This is a genomic window from Candidatus Brachybacter algidus (assembly GCF_016707225.1).
Taxonomy (GTDB): domain Bacteria; phylum Bacteroidota; class Bacteroidia; order Chitinophagales; family Saprospiraceae; genus Parvibacillus; species Parvibacillus algidus.
In genome coordinates this window covers 321,906-339,974 of sequence record NZ_JADJID010000003.1, presented here as the reverse complement: position 1 = coordinate 339,974, position 18,069 = coordinate 321,906, and the positions used below count along the sequence as shown (strand labels likewise).

The 18,069-nt window shown below is 35.9% G+C and carries 13 protein-coding genes and 1 tRNA gene; 10 read left to right on the top strand and 4 right to left on the bottom strand.

Going from position 1 to position 18,069, the window contains the following annotated elements; translation table 11 throughout:
• The first annotated feature begins 20 nt into the window (after nucleotides 1-20).
• Both IPI15_RS11295 and corA read left to right on the top strand, forming a co-directional pair.
• Nucleotides 21-998, top strand: coding sequence for a mechanosensitive ion channel family protein (locus tag IPI15_RS11295; RefSeq protein ID WP_287420387.1), 978 nt, complete (start codon nucleotides 21-23; stop codon nucleotides 996-998).
• A gap of 2 nt (nucleotides 999-1,000) precedes the next feature.
• A complete protein-coding gene (gene corA / locus IPI15_RS11290) occupies nucleotides 1,001-2,086 on the top strand; it encodes a magnesium/cobalt transporter CorA (protein WP_287420386.1) in 1,086 nt (361 codons plus the stop codon).
• A gap of 1 nt (nucleotide 2,087) precedes the next feature.
• Here corA and IPI15_RS11285 read toward each other — a convergent pair whose 3' ends face one another.
• Nucleotides 2,088-2,957, bottom strand: coding sequence for a zinc-dependent peptidase (locus IPI15_RS11285; RefSeq protein WP_287420384.1), 870 nt, complete (start codon nucleotides 2,955-2,957; stop codon nucleotides 2,088-2,090).
• A gap of 386 nt (nucleotides 2,958-3,343) precedes the next feature.
• Here IPI15_RS11285 and IPI15_RS11280 point away from each other — a divergent pair.
• A tRNA-Phe gene (locus IPI15_RS11280) sits at nucleotides 3,344-3,416 on the top strand.
• A gap of 223 nt (nucleotides 3,417-3,639) precedes the next feature.
• Here IPI15_RS11280 and IPI15_RS11275 read toward each other — a convergent pair.
• A complete protein-coding gene (locus IPI15_RS11275) occupies nucleotides 3,640-4,341 on the bottom strand; it encodes a hypothetical protein (RefSeq protein ID WP_287420382.1) in 702 nt (233 codons plus the stop codon).
• Nucleotides 4,342-4,480: 139 nt separating this feature from the next.
• Here IPI15_RS11275 and IPI15_RS11270 point away from each other — a divergent pair, with 139 nt between their 5' ends.
• The 6 genes from IPI15_RS11270 (at nucleotide 4,481) to IPI15_RS11245 (ending at nucleotide 15,539) form a co-directional block, all read left to right on the top strand.
• Nucleotides 4,481-5,419: an NAD(P)-dependent oxidoreductase gene (locus IPI15_RS11270; RefSeq protein ID WP_287420380.1), complete on the top strand. Its 939-nt coding sequence runs from the start codon at nucleotides 4,481-4,483 to the stop codon at nucleotides 5,417-5,419.
• Between the two features lie 172 nt (nucleotides 5,420-5,591).
• Nucleotides 5,592-9,254, top strand: a complete 3,663-nt coding sequence (locus IPI15_RS11265; protein ID WP_287420378.1) for a TonB-dependent receptor — start codon at nucleotides 5,592-5,594, stop codon at nucleotides 9,252-9,254.
• 80 nt (nucleotides 9,255-9,334) lie between these two features.
• Nucleotides 9,335-13,411 carry a hypothetical protein gene (locus IPI15_RS11260; RefSeq protein WP_287420375.1) on the top strand — a complete coding sequence of 1,359 codons (4,077 nt, stop codon included), beginning with the start codon at nucleotides 9,335-9,337 and terminating at the stop codon, nucleotides 13,409-13,411.
• 107 nt (nucleotides 13,412-13,518) lie between these two features.
• Nucleotides 13,519-14,562, top strand: a complete 1,044-nt coding sequence (locus IPI15_RS11255) for a PorV/PorQ family protein (RefSeq protein WP_287404072.1) — start codon at nucleotides 13,519-13,521, stop codon at nucleotides 14,560-14,562.
• A 101-nt stretch (nucleotides 14,563-14,663) separates the two neighbouring features.
• Complete coding sequence (gene greA / locus IPI15_RS11250; protein ID WP_287404073.1) at nucleotides 14,664-15,137, top strand: transcription elongation factor GreA; 474 nt, start codon at nucleotides 14,664-14,666, stop codon at nucleotides 15,135-15,137.
• A 6-nt stretch (nucleotides 15,138-15,143) separates the two neighbouring features.
• A complete protein-coding gene (locus IPI15_RS11245) occupies nucleotides 15,144-15,539 on the top strand; it encodes an HIT family protein (protein WP_287404075.1) in 396 nt (131 codons plus the stop codon).
• Between the two features lie 6 nt (nucleotides 15,540-15,545).
• Here IPI15_RS11245 and ruvC read toward each other — a convergent pair whose 3' ends face one another.
• Together ruvC and kdsB are read right to left on the bottom strand one after the other, a co-directional pair.
• Complete coding sequence (gene ruvC, locus IPI15_RS11240) at nucleotides 15,546-16,103, bottom strand: crossover junction endodeoxyribonuclease RuvC (RefSeq protein WP_287404077.1); 558 nt, start codon at nucleotides 16,101-16,103, stop codon at nucleotides 15,546-15,548.
• A gap of 73 nt (nucleotides 16,104-16,176) precedes the next feature.
• Nucleotides 16,177-16,917 (bottom strand): 3-deoxy-manno-octulosonate cytidylyltransferase, encoded by a 741-nt coding sequence (gene kdsB, locus IPI15_RS11235; protein ID WP_287404078.1) that lies wholly within the window; start codon nucleotides 16,915-16,917, stop codon nucleotides 16,177-16,179.
• A gap of 165 nt (nucleotides 16,918-17,082) precedes the next feature.
• Between kdsB and IPI15_RS11230 the strand changes: the two genes are divergently transcribed.
• On the top strand, nucleotides 17,083-18,045 hold the full coding sequence (locus IPI15_RS11230) for a D-2-hydroxyacid dehydrogenase (protein ID WP_287404080.1): 963 nt from the start codon (nucleotides 17,083-17,085) through the stop codon (nucleotides 18,043-18,045).
• Nucleotides 18,046-18,069 lie beyond the last annotated feature (24 nt).

Genomic DNA, 18,069 nt, shown 5'->3' with positions numbered 1-18,069 from the left:
GAGTTTAAAATAATATCTTAATGCTGGAAAGATCTGACCTAAAACAACTACTTATATTCGTTTTAATAATAGCTGTTACCATAATAATTGCTCATTTTGCAAGTATTCTAATTAACAGAAGAGTTGCTAAGAAGAACAATGTGCTTCTCCAAGACCCTACCAGACTTAAATTTTTTGCTCATGTTAGTACAGCAATAATTTATATTATTGGATTTAGCTCCGCTATAGGCCGAATCAATTTTTTAGAACCTGTGGCTACCTCACTTTTAGCTGGAGCAGGTTTAATTACAGTAGCAGTTAGTTTTGCTTCTCAAAATGCTCTCAGTAATATTATTAGTGGCTTATTCATTGTACTTTTCAAGCCATTTGGTGTCAACGACCGATTGAAGATTAGGGATAATATAATAGGTGTAGTTGAAGACATTACCTTAAGACACACCATTCTAAGAGATGGAGAGAACAAAAGGATTATAATTCCGAACGCTCTTATGAATAATGAGGTAGTGGTCAACTTTGATTTTATCGAAGAGAATATTAAAAAATCTGTAGATATCCTTTTGCACCACGATTCAAACATTAGGAATGCCAAGATGCTGATTAGAGATATTATCACTCAGCATCCTAAATTTATCAAAAGAAGAGGCAGTGATATAAATTTAAGTCCGGAACAAGCCGTCCCAATCAATATTACTAATGTAGGTGAAAAGGGAATCAACATGCAGCTGATAATCACCGGGAGGAATATATTGGAATCAAATGAGATCGCTTTTGCTTTGTTGGAAAGGCTAATTTGTGAGATGCCTGCTGTTGATGCTTATTTTGTGCGTCAGGATTCTGTTGTTAAGGCTGTAAATAATACAGAACAAAAGTCAGAAATGGGGCAAGATGAGAAAATAGATACATTTGAGAATTTGTCAGATTCTATTGACAATGAAGTAAATTCAATCAATGTTGCCGGTGAATCTGGCACGGGTCAAAGCATTCAAAACACTGATTAATTATGAAGAATAGACCAAAACAAGCTACTCAATATGAACAAGGAAGAATTTATAAAAAGCCGGGTCTTCCACCAGGCACCCTTGTTTTTACCGGTAAGAGAAAGGTTCAGCAAACAATGCTGCATATTACAAAATTTGATGATGACGATGTAAAAAGAGAATTAATCACCAATGGTGATGTGTCGCGAATCCATCACGGCAGCAGAATGACATGGATCGACGTGATAGGGATTCATGATGTGTCGGTAATCGAACAAATTGGACTCAAATATGGGATTAGTAATCTACTACTTGAGGATATTCTCGACGTTGACCAAGTGCCTAAATATATGGATTTAGATAATGGAAACTTCCTTTCATTCCAGTCGTTTTCTTATGATAAAACAAGTCAGAATATCATTAAGGAGCAAATATCTATTTTCTTTACAGAAACTGTTATTATTTCATTTCAGGAAAATATCAACGACACTTTTCAACCTATTCACGAAAGAGTGGATAATTCAAAAAGTCGCTTTAGGTCCAGAATGCCAGATTATATGGCATATGCATTAATTGACCTAATCGTTGACAAGTACAATGAAGCTACTCAATATTTTGAAGATAAAATTGAGGAATTAGAATATAAAATAGAAACAAATCCTGATAAAGCGCTGAAACAAGATATCTTTAAATTCAGAAGAGAGTTTATCAATTTTCTTAAGACCATTACACCTATTCAGGAAGCGATCATAAAATTCAAATCTTCCACTTCAGAATCCATTAAACTTGAGACCAAAATATATCTTGCCGATCTTCTCGATCATGCGCAACATGTCAGCAGTCTGGCCGATACATACAATGAAATGATATACGCTTTATATGATCTTTTCCATGCCGAGCTAAACTATAGAGCCAATGGCGTTATAAAGACACTAACAGTTATTTCTACTATTTTTATACCACTCACTTTTATTGTTGGAGTCTATGGAATGAACTTTAATCAAATGCCTGAACTTCGCTGGAAGTATGGTTATCCTGCTGTTTGGATATTTATGGTTTTATTTACATTTGCCACCTTGATATATTTTAAATATCGAAAATGGACATAATTTATTCTTCTTCTACGTCTCCTCGGAGTAGCGGATTCAAAGGCAGATGATAAGTGTTGAAAATTGTCTGGAATGACTGATAAAGTTCCGGATATATATTGCCAAAATAGTTGCCATAAGTGAAATAGTGATGGACGGCTACTGCGAAAGGATCTACATCAGGTAGTCCTATCACACCCATGATTTCTCTGTGGCCATAACTCGCTACATCATACAGATTATACCAGAAATTTTCATTTACTTCAGGAAAAATAATGTCTTTTGAGCAAATCTTCATGATCCTGGCGTATTCATAAAGAACAATGTTGAAATATTTTTCAGGTTCCTTGAAGGAAGGCATCATATGTTTAAGAGAAAAAAGTGCGATGCCATCCATTTCAAATATCTCACTCGCATGATATCTGTCAGGTTGTTCAGGGCTAAGAAACGGATTTGGATAGACAGCTATTCTGTCGAAAGGTTCCAATAGAAAATCCTTTTGCTGCAATGTTAATCTGACAGGTTGAAAAGCGACTAATGCTTTGAGATCATATGGCATTTCTTCTTGCATGCCCATGTACAGCCATTCTTTTGCTTCAATATATAATACAACCCTTTGATCGAAGATCTTTTTCTTTTCTGGATTTAGATTACGATAGTATTCACTGTTCTTTTCAAAAATGGTTTTTATCTTTTCATCCAGATTCAGGGGAAATCTTTTATACCACCACCAGTCAAGTTGAGGTGCTAAGAGATAACCAGCTGCTGCTATTATGAGGGGAATAACCAGATAAGGTGACACAAAATTGCCATCGTGATAGTTATATTCAAATAAAACAATACCGAGACCAATAATGAAGGCCAATATATATGCAAATCCTGAAAATTTCATTCAATTCTTTTTAAAATCGATGAGCAAAGCTAATTAAACTAAATAATTATGGTTAACAATGTTATAACATTGGTAAATGAATCAGTTTCAAAATAACGATTTGAAAAGATCTTGGAGTATAATAAGCTAAAATAGTAAAGGGAGAATACGCTAAGTAACCCCCCCTCCTCTTTCCCCTTCCCCCCCTCCCTTTTTTTTTTTTCTTTTCCGTCGCGACCCCTTGAGGATTTTAAACTTGTAAACCAGACACGAACCTTCTACAAACAAATATTTGTAGATAAGTCATTGATAATAAACATCATTGCTAGCTTTTGATGATTTCCAACGAAAATTAATTACTCTTTTCTTTGCAAATTATAAGTAAGTGCTATATTTGCACCCGCTTAGGTACCTTAGCTCAGTCGGTAGAGCAATGGACTGAAAATCCATGTGTCCCTGGTTCGATTCCTGGAGGTACCACAAAATTTTCTAAAACTTTGTATTGAAAAATGCAAGGTTTTTTTTATTAAACTCAAGTCTTGGGCTTGATTTTAATCTAATATTTTATTACTTTGTCGGACTCATCCATCGGAGTTTCATTCTAACTTCTAATTTCTAATTTCTAATTTCTAATTTCCAACTTCTACCTTAACCTCCATGGTAACAATGTTTTTACAAGAACTTATTTGCTGCCAAACTTAAGTTATTTAACCAGATTGATTTTATAGGTCTTTGTAAAAAACTCATTTCGAAAGTAGAAATTCATATTTTCATTCACCGCATCTTGATTGAAGGTTCTTACCAAATAAAGGTCTACAGGTCCTGCCTCCAACATGGTAAGATTTTCAGGCTTAAGCAGAAGCCTGTTGTCAGTGGTTGGACCTTGAATAGTAGAACTGCTTGATTTTGAGCCCTTTCCGATGATCATTATAATTATAGTTTCATCTGCGCTAAGCGGCTTTCCTGCATATTCTATGGTCGTTCCTTTGCTTAAAGAGATCTCTTTTTCGGTCTTAACGCTATCTATACCTGGCAATTTGGTAGCTTGAGTAATGATTTTCCCTTGAGGATTAGCTATATTTATAGTATAATCCGAATTGTAAGGCAGATTTGTTTGTAGAGAATAGTTTTTGTTACCACTTGGCGCTACCAATTGTTTCATATCTTTTCCTCCTATGGTGATATTATAATTAGTAGTATCAGTTTCCCCAACTGCAAGAGAATCAGCAAAACTAACTTTGCAAAGACTTTTAAATTGATTCCCATCACTAAGATATCTGATATAGAAATCTACATTGCGTGGGTATTGAATTTCAGCTTCCTTTTTCTTACATCCAATCAACAAGGTCATGCACACTGCAATAAGAGCTATACTTGTTTGAATATTATTATTTCTGGTTGACATATTTTCTGATATTAAATTTGGATTGCTTTTATTTACTTGCGTACATTTATACTTGCCTCAAGAACTCGTGCAAAGCTAATATTTGAACTGAATATTGAAAATAAATCTTTCCTTTACATTATCAAAATAACATAATATTATGAAGGTACTGATTACTGATAACTGTCATGAAGATCTGGTAATTGGATTAAGTTCGCATGGTAATGAAGTGGACTACTTGCCGCATCTTTCACTAGATGAAATTGACGCAATAATAGCAGCTTATGATGGCATAATTATTAATACGCGGGTGAAGATGGATAAAGCGAGAATAGATCTTGGCCAATGTTTATCTTTCATTGGAAGGATGGGCTCGGGCCTGGACATTATTGATTTGCCTCACGCTGCACTCAAGGGAATCAAAGTGATAAGTTCACCTGAAGGAAATGCACAGGCAGTTGCAGAGCACAGCTTAGCCATGTTGTTGACTTTACTAAATAAATTGCCATTAGGTGAATCCCAGGTTAAGAATTTTGAATGGGATAGGGAAGGGGCCAGAGGTCGTGAATTATCCGGCAAAACGATCGGTATAATAGGCTATGGACATACGGGCCCTGCCTTGGCTCAGGTATTGTCTGGATTTAGGGTAAATATTAAAGTATATGATAAATATAAAGAAATCTCAGACAGTGTAAATTGCGCTGCAACCATTGTTCAATCTACTTTTGAAGATATTATTGCTCACTGTGATGTTATAAGTTTTAATATTCCGTTAACAGATGAAACAGCGTTATTGATCGACGAATCGTTACTAAGAAGAATTAAACCTGGAGCTATCTTAATTAATGCCTCAAGAGGAGGAATTGTAAAGCTTGATGATGTTTGGAATGCAATAGAGGATGGGCGATTAGGAGGCTGTTGCCTTGATGTATTCCCAAATGAAAAACCACAAACTTACAATAGTAAGGAAGCTGAAGTGATAAATAAAATGGCGAAACATCCGGCAGTAATTTTAACACCTCATGTAGCTGGTTGGACAATAGAGTCAAAACAAAAGATTGCGCAAATTTTGGTCGATAAAATTGTAAGTAATATTTAGTCTATTAACATTGCGTTAATACTTGATTATCAAAGATTTTCAAGATTTGCAAAAGGAAGATTATATGTCACATGACCATTATAACGAAATATAAATTTCATTTGGTATAATATATATCTTAAAATTTTGCTACTATTGCAACTCTTAAAACATAATTTGAAAAAAACTTGATATGAGCAGAATTATTTTACTTTTTGCTTTTCTTTTTAGTGTCATTGCTGTGAGTGAGGCCCAAACAAGCCTTAGCGGAAAAATCCTGGATAAAGAATCCGGTGAAGTTGTTATTGGTGCTACAGTCAGACTTTTAAAAGATAACGTTGAAACTGATGGTACCATTACAGATGCTTATGGTATCTTTTTCTTTAGTAATGTTACTCCGGGTATTTATAATGTCAACATTACCTATACCGGATATGCATCGAGCACCCTAAGTGGAGTTCAGGTGAATAATGGTAAAGCCAACAAAATGAGCAATATTCAAATCTCAGGCGAATCAACTCTTTTGGACGAAGCTGTTATCTATGCATACAAAAACCCTTTGATCGAGCAAGATAATACCACTCAGGGTACTACTATTACCTCAGAGCAAATAGCGAAAGCTCCTGTAAAAAGTATCGCAGGACTTGCGGCAGCTTCTGGAGGTGTATCAAGTGCAAATGGTGGTGATATTTCAATAAGAGGATCCAGAACAGCTTCCACCAACTATTATATTGATGGAATCCGGGTGAATGGTGGTTACTTACCTCCAAGTGAGATCGAGCAATTGCAGATTATCACGGGTGGACTTGAATCACAATATGGTGATGTTACTGGCGGTATCATTGTGGCGACAACAAAAGGCCCAAGTGGTAAATTTAATTTATATGTAGACGGAGAAACATCCAAATTTCTGGATGTGTACGAAAGATCTGAAATCAACGTATCTACTTCCGGTCCGATATTAAAAGATAAAAACAATAAATCAATCATAGGTTTCCGCTTAGGTGGTCGTTTTTTAAATAATAAAGATGACAATGCTCCTTTCGATCCGGTCGCTTACATGAATGAAGATCAAATCAAATTTTTAGAGGCAAATCCTGTTAGAGATATTGGAGTAGGAGGTAAATATTCTGCTGGAGAATTTGATTTGTCAAAAAACACTTCATTGTCTAAGTTTTCTAAAAATGAACAAAGAAGAGACATTGACTTGAATGGAAAATTAGATTTTAGAATTTCAAGTGCCATAGACGTTCAGTTAGGTGTTGGTTATTCAGATATTGAAAATCACTTTGCTCCATCTAGCAATGAACAAAATTATAATTATACTAGCAGACAATGGGCTTTTGCTAATTATTTAAATAATCCAATCGAAAGTACTAATAGACTTCGTGGTAATATAAGATTAAGGCACAAGCTTTCAGATGCTAAATCGGGCAATAAAGGTCTTTTGCAAAATGTTGCATACGTATTTATAGCAGGTTATGAAAAGGAAAAAAAGGGACGTAATGATCTTCGTCATGGAGATAACTTTTTTGATTATGGCTATATCGGTAAATTCAATTCCAAATTGTCTGATCCAATTTTAGGAGACTTTGTTGATCCAACTACAGGAGAACAAGTATCACAAAAATTCAGATTGGAAGAAGCGTTTCTTGGTACAATTACTAATGGTACTCAAAATCCAGCCCTTGCTAACTATAATAATGCATTGACTGAAGCCGATATCTTGTCAGAAAATTTTGTCACAACCAATGGTCAGTTTTCTGAATCAACCTTGTTCAACGAGATCTTTGGTTTATACAATAATGTCGGTAGAACATATAACACATTCAGAAAAGATGAAAAAGATACCTACACAGGTAGACTGGATATCAACTTTGATATTGTACCTGGAGGATTAGATAAAGGACGCCATTCTGTAAATTTAGGCTTTCTTTATGAGCAAAATACACAAAGAAGATATGATTTTAAACCAAGAAATATATGGACACTTGCCGACAACCTTTCAAATAATCATTTGAAAGAGCTTGACTACAATAGTCCTAAAGATTCGATTATTATCGATGGTCAGATATTTCAAACATACAATTACAAAGTATCTGAACTAACAGGTAATAAATTTTACAAATCAGTTAGAGAGCGCCTAGGCATTCCTTTGAATGAGCCATTATTTATCAATAATCTTACACCTGATCAATTATCTTTAGATATGTTTGCACCAGGCGAACTCGTGAATGCAGGTTTAGTCTCTTTTTATGGTTACGATTACTTAGGTAACAAAGTCAACAACGCAAGCTTTAACGATTTTTTCACAAAGACAACCGGATCAGAAGCTGGAGTAAGATCTATGTTGATCGCACCTTTCAAACCTATTTATCAATCATTCTATCTTCAGGACAAATTCCAGGCGAGGGATGTTATCTTCAGATTAGGTTTGAGGATAGAAAGATATGATGCAAATACTAAAGTATTAAAAGATCCTTATAGCTTATATGAGATTTCTTCAGCTCAAGAATATTATGACCAGGTTGGTAAATCAAGACCTGACAATATTGATCCAAATGCATATGTATACCTAAACACTGCGGGAAATGACGCTTCAGGTGTAAAAGCATTCAGGGTAGGAGATACCTGGTACAATTCTCAAGGAGTACAGACGCTGAATCCTGATGATATTTTTCAACAAGGTATTGTGAATCCAAGATACAAATTGGAGCCAAATGAAGTAAATAAACCAGATATTCAATTGGCTACTTATGATCCTAATCGTTCTTTCAAGGATTATGATCCTCAAGTGAGTTTCTCTCCACGTATCGCAATATCATTCCCAATATCAGAAGATGCAAACTTCTTTGGTCACTATGATGTATTGGTAGAAAGACCTACTAATAACTATGCTTCAGGATTGAATTATTTATTGTGGGAAACACAAACAGAATTTAATAATCCTGATCTTAAGCCATCTAAAAACATTGATTATGAAATCGGCTTCCAGCAGAAATTATCAAATTCTTCGGCGCTGAAACTTTCAATATACTATAAAGAAATTCGCGATCAGATTCAAAATGCCTTGATCAATTATACGAATAACGTTTCAGGTTCATTATTGAGTTTCCGAAACATTGACTTTAGTACAGTCAAAGGATTGCAATTACAATATGACCTTAGAAGAACTAGCAATTTAACGCTTCAAGCCAACTATACTTTACAGTTTGCAGATGGTACGGGTTCAGATCCTCAAACGCAAAGAAGTATCGCCAGAAATGGTCAGATTCGAGTATTGAGTCCGCTTGATTTCGACGAAAGACATGCAATTAAATTCACACTGGATTACAGATTTGATGAAGGTAAGTTATACAATGGTCCAGAATGGTTTGGACTTGATTTCTTCTCAAATACAGGAATAAACATTATTACGACAGCAGTATCAGGTAGACCATATACTAAGGCTGCTACTCCTACTGAAAGAGGTGGTTCAGGAACAATAGGCACATACAATGGACAAAGATATCCATGGAATTTCAATGCCGATCTTAGAATCGACAAGTCATTTACACTGAATAAGGATAGCAAAGACCATCCTCTTGCATTTAACATTTATCTAAGGATTACAAATGTGTTGAATACAAGAAATATTTTTGGCCTGTACAAAGCATCAGGTTCAGAATTTGATGATGGATTCTTGCCAACTACTCTTGGACAAAACTTATATTCTGCTATTGAATCAAACGAAATTGGCACAGGCTTTGGAAGAACATCTCAAGATTATGTTAACGCATACAATTGGTTAATGTATAATCCTGACTTTTTCAACGGTCCTAGAAGAATCTATCTTGGTGCCAGCTTTAATTTTTAATCATTAATTTCATTCTTAAAGATTTTATTAACCTAATTTTCGATAAAATCAATTTGACCTTAAATTTTAAAATAATACAAATGAAAAATAATATTCTTTTGTTCGTATTTCTTATGTTAACCTTCATTACAGCAGATGTAAATGCTTACCGACCTTACAAGTCAGGTACTCAACCTGGCAACAAGGAAACATTGGAATTGCGAGAGTTGTGCGCTCCTGCAACTGCCAAGATAGAGTTGAATGTTAACAACGTTAGAGCACTCTTACTTAATGGTGGTGACGTATGGTGGGATCGTGAAGATGGAAGGTATATAGTGCCTAATGTCACTTCTAAACCTGTTTCTTCCATTTTCGCAGCAGCTGTTTGGGTAGCTGGATTTAATGGGGGATCATTAAAGGGTGCCGGTAGAATGTATGGTTATGATAATAAGCATGACTGGTTTCCTGGCCCATTAAATGACAATAATGGACAAATTACAATTCAGGAATGTTCTAACTGGGATAGATTCTTTGAGGTTAGAGGCGATGAAATCGATCGTCATATTGCTTTATTCAATGCAGCAGTTTTAAATGGTACAGAATATACTGAAGATCAAATTCCTCTAAACGTAAGAGGTTGGCCGGCTAGAGGTAATCCTTATTTCAAAAGAATATTTAATTGGAATCTTCCAAGCACTACAGCAGCTCTTGCACCATTCTACGATTATGATGGTGATGGAGAATATGATCCGGCACTAGGTGATTTTCCTATCATAGAAGTTCGTGGTGTAGGTGGAGCTTGTGAGCCAACACTAGAAAATCCTGTACCTCCAACTTATGCAGATCAAATGTTTTTCTGGATATATAATGATAATGGTAATGCTCACTCAGATTTTGGTGGTCAACCTATTAATATGGAAGTGCAGGTGCAGGCTTATGCATTTAAAACGACAGATCAGTTGAATGATATGACATTCATGCGATATAAACTTGTCAATAGAGCTCCTACTGTAACTGAAGATTGTATCTTCGGATGGTGGGTAGATTCAGATCTTGGCTGTCCTGATGATGACTTGATCGGTTGTGATTCTTCCAGAAGTTTAGTTTATTATTATAACGTAGATGGTACTGATGGTAATTCAGGTCCTGATATGACATTGTGTAATGCAGGCGGTGGTTCTGTTAATACTTATGGTAGAAAAGTTCCAATTATTGGTATCGATTATTTTGAAGGACCTACCATCGATTCGACTACAACTTCAGGTAAAGATACTTTGTACGATATAGGAATGACTTCATTTACTTATTTCAACAGAGAAAGTGCTGAAGCAGGAACTACTGACCCGGGTACCCTTAGGGAATTATATAATTATATGGATGCTAAATGGAAAGATGGTACTCCATTTACATATGGTGGGTCTGGCTATAAGTCTGGAGGAGCTATTACAAGATATCCATTCGCTGATGACCCGGACAATGTAAACGGTTGGTCTATGAAAACCGTTCCGTCTCTTCCTGGGATAGATAGAAGAAGTGTACAGTCTACAGGACCGATCACTCTTGAATCTAACAAGACTAATTACATGGTTGTAGGAGTTCCATGGGTTCCGGATCAAGATTATACTGGTCCTAACAACGCTCCTTCATTGAAGGATCTTAGAGCGGCGGATGATATCTGCCAAGGTTTATTCGACAATTGTTTTAAGATTTTCGACGGTCCTGACGCTCCTGAGGTCGATGTGATTGAACTAAATCAAAAGATTATAATTGCGTTGAGCAATGATTCGACAAAGTCTAACAACTTTAATTTGGATTATGCAGGATTTAATCCTGGTATATCTCCAAATAAAGATGCTGAAGGACTTTTTAGATTCCAAGGTTATCAGATCTATCAATTGAGTAGAAATGACGTTTCATTATCAGAATTGGATGATGTCTCTAAGGCGAGACTTGTAGCACAGGTCGATCTTAAAGATACGGTGACTACTTTATATAACTGGACAGCTATTGACAACCCATCACATATACATACGGCACCTGACGGTGATGATCATTTCATTTGGACACCTACCGTTAAAGTAATAGGTGAAAACAAAGGTTTGAGAAATACATTCGAGGTTACTCAGGATCTTTTTGCTTCAGGCGATCAGAAACTATTGAACCATAAAAAATACTATTATACTGCAGTTGCTTATGCTTATAACAACTTCCAAAAAGTTACACAGGATGGTGAAGGTCAAAAGATAACTTTCGCTAGAGGTAGAAGAAACAGTAAGATATATACCGGTATTCCAAGACCAGTAGTTGATAGAGTTCTTAACTCTGACTATGGAGATGGAGCACTTATCACACGTTTGGATGGTGAGGGAAGCTATAGTTCTTTTCTTGAATTGGCTGATGGAGAAAGAGATAGATTATTTAACTTGAGTTTCACTGATGGACCAAATGCTGATAGAACTATTAAGTACAAGGAAGAAGGTGGACCAGTAGCTGTTAAAGTATACAATCCCGTAGATGTAATAGATGGTAAATTATTCCTTGCATTTACTGATGATAATGGAAACGATAATGTTTTAAATGAAAAAACTGCAGTATGGTCTCTTACAGATGTAAATGGCGATACACTGGTAAAAAATGAAAATTTTGACTTGTTTAATGAGCGCCTTATTGCTGATTATGGAATGTCTATATTCTTCTACAACAATGAACCTGGAGAAGATAAAGATGATATAAATGGTTATGTTGGTCAAAAGGGAGAATATAAGACTGCTGGTGCCACACCTTGGGTTACATTCCTTCAGGATGGACAAGATGGCTTCAGTCCTAACCTAAACGTTTCACTACTCATTTCTGAAGTATTGGATTGGATTAACTACATCATCAAAACTGATGGTAAGCCGAATGAAGATCCTAAGAATGTATACGAGAAATTAAGCTTCTGGCCAGCTGTTCTTGCTTTGAGAGATGGAGAGGATGCAGGTTTAAATCAATTCTTTACTCCAGTACCGGCTTCTACTAACATTAAATCTACTGTATTAAAGGTCAATGATCTTTCACAGTTAAATAATGTGGATATTGTATTTACCTCTGATAGATCCAAATGGTCTAAATGTATTGTTGTTGAATCTTCTAATAGCAAATATGCATTAGCCGGATTTGATTCTGAAGGCAAAGCATCAGGCTTTAGCTTAAGAAAAGGTAGGTCAATTACAAAAGAAGTTGACGCTAATGGTGATCCTGTGTTAAATGCAAATCCGGATTCAACCGGTATGTCTTGGTTCCCGGGGTATTCCATTGATGTTGAAACTGGCGTTAGATTGAATATATTCTTTGGTGAAAACTCTAGTTATGATCCACAGATCTTTAGTACATTGTTTGAAGCAGAAGGGTTAAATCCTAAGAGCGGGAGAGATATGATATGGAACCCAAGTGGAAAACTGTTGATCAATGCGAATAACAATTTATTGTCACCAGAGAATTTCTTCGGAGGAGGACAACATTATATTTATGTTACTAAGACGAAATACAATGAATGTGCTACGTTCCTCAACAACCTTAAGAATCCAAGTGATGTAAATAAGGCCAGAGTTTTATCTCAGGTAACTTATATTGCAATGCCTTTGACTAACGGTATGTTGAGCTATAAGGATGGTCTAATCCCGGAAGAATTTACCTTTAAAGCAAGGGTTAATAATGATTACAAAGTTTCATCTATTCCTGAAGGCAGGACTGGATTGAATAATGGAATGCCTAGTTATGAGATTAATATTTCAGGTAAGGCTTTTGGCCAAAGAGATAATGCTCTAGTCAATCATGCACTGGACAGTATATCTGTAGTGCCGAATCCTTACTATGCTTACTCAGGTTACGAAACCAACGAGATCAGCAACATTGTAAAGATCACGAATCTTCCTGCAAAATGTTTGGTAACTATTTATTCACTTGATGGTAAATTTATCAGACAATTCAACAGAAATGAAGTAAGAGAAGAGAAGAAAGGAGTTGGAAGGGGTGTAGTCTATGCTCAGGTCGTTCCGGACATCGAATGGGACTTAAAAAATGCAAATGGAATCACTGTGGGAAGTGGTATTTACCTTATTCACGTTAAATCTGATGAAGGTGAAAGAGTTATAAAATGGGTAGGTGCTATTAGACAGCTCGAAATCTCAGGATTCTAAAAATACAATATTAAGCGTCAGGAAATTAAAAGCCTGACGCTTTATCAAAAACTATTAATTTGCTTTTATTTTTTAAAAGTGATTGGAAAATATCAAAAGAAATTAACGTGAAAAAATACTTTACATTTTTAATGTTTTGCGGATTCATTGCCTCTTCAATGGCAGGTAATCCTGATAGACAAGGATCAGCAGGCGCAGGGGAATTGCTTATGAATCCATGGGCTAGAAGTGCGGGCTTACACACTATCAATACTGCAGGTGTGACAGGAATTGAGGCTACCAGACTCAATATCGCAGGAATGGCTAGGATCAATAGCCTGGAAATATCATATGGACACGCTCAATATCTAGTAGGAACAGATATTTCAATGAATACATTAGGTCTTGCCAAAAAAATTGGTAAAAACGGTGTATTTGGGTTGGACTTCATGTTAGTAAATGTTGGTGATATTAAAGTGACTACAGTTGCCTATCCTGAAGGAACAGGTGCTACTTTCACACCTACATTTGCAAATATTGGTATATCTTATGCTACTGTATTTGAAAATAAAGTATCTGTGGGTGCTGCAGTTCGTCTTGTGATGGAATCATTCGGTGGTATATCTGCCAGAGGAGTTGCCATCGATGCTGGTGTTCAGTATGTTAATGGACCAAAAGATAATTTCAAATTAGGTTTGTCCCTCAGAAATCTTGGAACTCCAATGAAATTCAGAGGAGAAGGTTTCACAGTAACGAAACCATCTGAAACAGGTGCAAATACTAACTTGGCTTACGATCAGAGATCCGCAAATTTTGAATTGCCGGTAGCTTTGAATATAGGTACATCTTACGATTTTTATGTCGGTGATGATATCAGAGTATCTCCAATGGTTAACTTTACATCAAACTCTTTTAGCAGAGATCAACTTGGTTTCGGCGTTGAATTGGGTATATTGGATAATATGCTTCAAGTAAGAGGTGCTTATAAAGCTGAATTACAAAAAACAACAGCTATTGTTAAGGAAGATGTTTATTCTGGTTTGGCATTGGGCGCTTCAGCGAATCTTGTGTTCAATAAAGAGAAAAAATCTAAGATCGGTTTTGACTATGCTTATAGAACTACAAATGTATTCTCAGGTACACACAACTTTGGTGTCCGAATAGATTTGTAGCCTTAAACTTTATTGCCCAATAAATGTTTAACAATATTCTAATCAGATAAAACTAAACACTTCCATATGGGAGTGTTTAGTTTTTTTATTAAAATCAATATATGTCAAATTACAACTATTTAACTCAAGAAGGATTGGATAAGCTTAATGCTGAATTGGAAGATTTTAAAACCAATGGTCGTCAGGAAGCTGCTAAGGCAATAGCTGAGGCAAGAGATAAAGGTGATTTGTCTGAAAATGCAGAATATGATGCAGCCAAAAATGCTCAAGGCATGCTGGAATTGCGGATTAATGAGCTTGAGAAAGTATTGTCTAATGCCAGACTTATTGATGCTTCACAATTAGATATCACAAAAGTGACCATTCTTTCAGTTGTAGAGTTAGAAAACATCAAAACAAAAAAGATATTTAAATATACTATTGTGTCGGAGGCTGAAGCAGACCTTAAAGCCGGAAAAATAAGTGGTAGCTCACCAATTGGTAAAGGTTTATTGGGTAAAAAAGAAGGTGAGGTGGCAGTTATAACTACCCCAGCCGGAGCACTAGAATTCAAAATTTTGAAATTATCACATTAATAAGGTATGTCTTCAATTTTTGCTAAAATAATCAATGGAGAAATTCCTTCTCATAAAGTTTATGAAGATGAGAATTTTCTTGCATTTTTAGATATACGCCCGATGGTTAAAGGGCACACACTTGTGATACCCAAGAAGGAGGTAGATTACCTATTTGATATGAATCCTGAAGAGTATACTTCCTTACTTCTCGCTGCTCAGAAAGTAGCTAAAGGAATTAAAAAAAGCGTGCCTTGTACTAAAGTAGGTATGACTGTCATTGGTCTTGAAGTTCCGCACGCACATGTGCATCTTATGCCGATAAATAATGTTGCTGATATGAGTTTTAAAAATCCGGTAGTTGAAATGACACAATCTGAAATGAACCAATTAGCCCAATTGATCAATAAAAACATAGAGTAATCTTTATTACAATTTAACTTTTCCCGGATTTTCTTTTATAAAATCAGCCCAGCCTTTAGATTTGCTTGTTCCTGACAATGTATCTCGACAAAAAGCATGACACAGCGCTACAGATAAGGCATCGGTAGCATCAAGAGAAGCATCAGACAAGTCTATCCCAAATTGTTTTTCGATCATTCTTGCTACTTGTTCCTTTGAAGCATTTCCATTCCCTGCTACAGATTGTTTTATCTTTCTTGGAGAATACTCAGCAGTAGTCAATCCGAAATACATGGCAGCTGATATAGCTACTCCTTGTGCTCTGCCTAGTTTAAGCATGGATTGGATGTTTTTACCAAAAAAAGGAGCTTCAATTGCAAATTCATTGGCATTAAATTTTTGGGTCAGCAATTCAATTTTCATAAAAATCTGATGCAGTTTCTCGTGCGGGTTTGTTATGTGTTTAAGGTTTAAAGTACCATATTCCAGTAGCTCAGGCAAGGGTTTATTAAATCTCACCAAAGCGAAACCCATTTTAATAGTACCCGGGTCGATACCAAGAATTATAGGATTGGATTTAATCATGAATCTTTTGTTTTACCTGAATATATCCGCAAGGTAAGATAATATTATAAATTTGTTTAATCTATCATTTGTTTTAGTAGACCCCGCTTTCATACAACTCCAATGCTTTTTCCAGATCTTCTGGTGTATCAATACTTATTCCCTGGGAAGGCGTTTCGGCCATTTTAATTTTCATGCCGTGCTCAAGATATTTAATGCATTCTATCATTTCTGAGGCATCAAGTGGTGTATCCGGCAGTGAAGATGCTTTGAGCAATGCTTCTTTTCTAAAACCATAGATACCAATGTGTTTGTAACATTTGTATTCAACATTCAAATTTCTTCTAAACGGAATCGGACTTCTTGAAAAATACATTGCTTCTCCAAAAATATTAGTAATTACTTTAACCACATTTGGATTGTTGATCATTTCCTCCTCTCTGATAAGCATCATTGGTGAAACAATATCGGTGGTTTTCTGGTGGTCATTTACAAAGAGGTCTAACAGCTTCGTCATGATTTCTTTGTGCACAAAAGGCTCATCTCCCTGTATATTAAAGAAAATATCATAATCGAGATTTTTTGCGATTTCAGCGATCCTTGAAGTACCATTCTCATGTGGTATACTACTCATATAAGCAGTCCCACCATTTGAGATAATTTCATTATAAATTATTTCACTATCACAGACTACTGCGACATGATCGAAGAGCTCTGTTGCTTTCATGTTTTCATAAACCCTTCTTATGATTGTTTTATTTCCAATCTCTTTCATGAGTTTTCCTGGAAACCTTGTAGAATCATATCGTGCAGGAATGAGTGCTGCTATTTTCATGAGTTTAATTTTTGCTCAAAATTAAACTTTTTTGAGTATAATCGATTTACTTCATTGAGATCTCAGTAAGTTTCACTTGCTGACTTAGTAAACATTATAATGTTTAGGCGGACATGTAATGGAATAGAAACTTTGTTTAACTTTGCGCCCAAATAAAAAAAAGAAATGATAAAGATTCTCGCGAACGATGGCATTGAGGCCGATGGTAAAATGTTATTGGAGGAAGCTGAGTATGTAGTAGAGACGAATAAGGTGGCTCAGGCAGATCTAATGAAGGTATTACCGCAATATGATGTCATAATCGTAAGAAGTGCCACACAGGTGCGAAAAGAATTGATTGACGCTTGCCCAAACCTGAAAGTGATAGCTAGAGGTGGAGTAGGTATGGATAATATAGATGTTGACTACGCTCGCAGCAAAGGCATTGCAGTGATCAACACCCCTGCAGCTTCTACCCGTTCAGTTGCTGAGTTGGCTATGTCTCACATATATGCCTTGTCAAGAAATATACACAGATCAAAAAAGGAAATGTCAACTGCTGATGCAGACTTTAAAGGATTGAAATCAGGATATTCTAAAGGTACAGAACTTGCAGGTAAAACACTTGGCATAATTGGTTTCGGAAGAATCGGACAAGAAGTAGCTAAACTAGCTATGGGTTCAAATATGAGAATTCTCCCTTATGACCCTTATGTCGAAGAGACAGAATTGAAGTTCAATATTTTTGGCAATGACAATCTTAATCTTGCAGTTAAAGTTAATACTGTGGATAAAGAATATGTAATTAAAAACAGTGATTTTATCACTTTGCATTTACCATTTGCTGATGGTAAACCAATCATTGGTGCTGAAGAAATAGCCAAAATGAAAAATGGTGTGGTGCTTATCAACACTGCAAGAGGTGGTGCTATTAATGAAGATGCGCTTATGGAAGGTCTGGCATCAGGAAAAATCTATGGAGCAGGATTGGACGTTTTTGACAACGAACCTCATCCTCGAAGAGATATCCTGGATCATCCGATGATCTCTTTGACACCACACATCGGGGGTTCAACTAAGGAAGCTCAGATGAAAATAGGCATTGAGTTGGCTGATAGCATCATTACTTATCTTGAAGCTAATCCATAGATCGAGTTAAAGACTAGTCAAAGT

Bases quoted from the DNA above. Each gene is read 5' to 3' on its own strand.
- IPI15_RS11295 (WP_287420387.1), top strand. From the start codon at position 21: ATGCTGGAAAGATCTGACCTAAAACAACTACTTATATTCGTTTTAATA.
- corA (WP_287420386.1), top strand. From the start codon at position 1,001: ATGAAGAATAGACCAAAACAAGCTACTCAATATGAACAAGGAAGAATT.
- IPI15_RS11285 (WP_287420384.1), bottom strand. From the start codon at position 2,957: ATGAAATTTTCAGGATTTGCATATATATTGGCCTTCATTATTGGTCTC.
- IPI15_RS11275 (WP_287420382.1), bottom strand. From the start codon at position 4,341: ATGTCAACCAGAAATAATAATATTCAAACAAGTATAGCTCTTATTGCA.
- IPI15_RS11270 (WP_287420380.1), top strand. From the start codon at position 4,481: ATGAAGGTACTGATTACTGATAACTGTCATGAAGATCTGGTAATTGGA.
- IPI15_RS11265 (WP_287420378.1), top strand. From the start codon at position 5,592: ATGAGCAGAATTATTTTACTTTTTGCTTTTCTTTTTAGTGTCATTGCT.
- IPI15_RS11260 (WP_287420375.1), top strand. From the start codon at position 9,335: ATGAAAAATAATATTCTTTTGTTCGTATTTCTTATGTTAACCTTCATT.
- greA (WP_287404073.1), top strand. From the start codon at position 14,664: ATGTCAAATTACAACTATTTAACTCAAGAAGGATTGGATAAGCTTAAT.
- IPI15_RS11245 (WP_287404075.1), top strand. From the start codon at position 15,144: ATGTCTTCAATTTTTGCTAAAATAATCAATGGAGAAATTCCTTCTCAT.
- ruvC (WP_287404077.1), bottom strand. From the start codon at position 16,103: ATGATTAAATCCAATCCTATAATTCTTGGTATCGACCCGGGTACTATT.
- kdsB (WP_287404078.1), bottom strand. From the start codon at position 16,917: ATGAAAATAGCAGCACTCATTCCTGCACGATATGATTCTACAAGGTTT.
- IPI15_RS11230 (WP_287404080.1), top strand. From the start codon at position 17,083: ATGATAAAGATTCTCGCGAACGATGGCATTGAGGCCGATGGTAAAATG.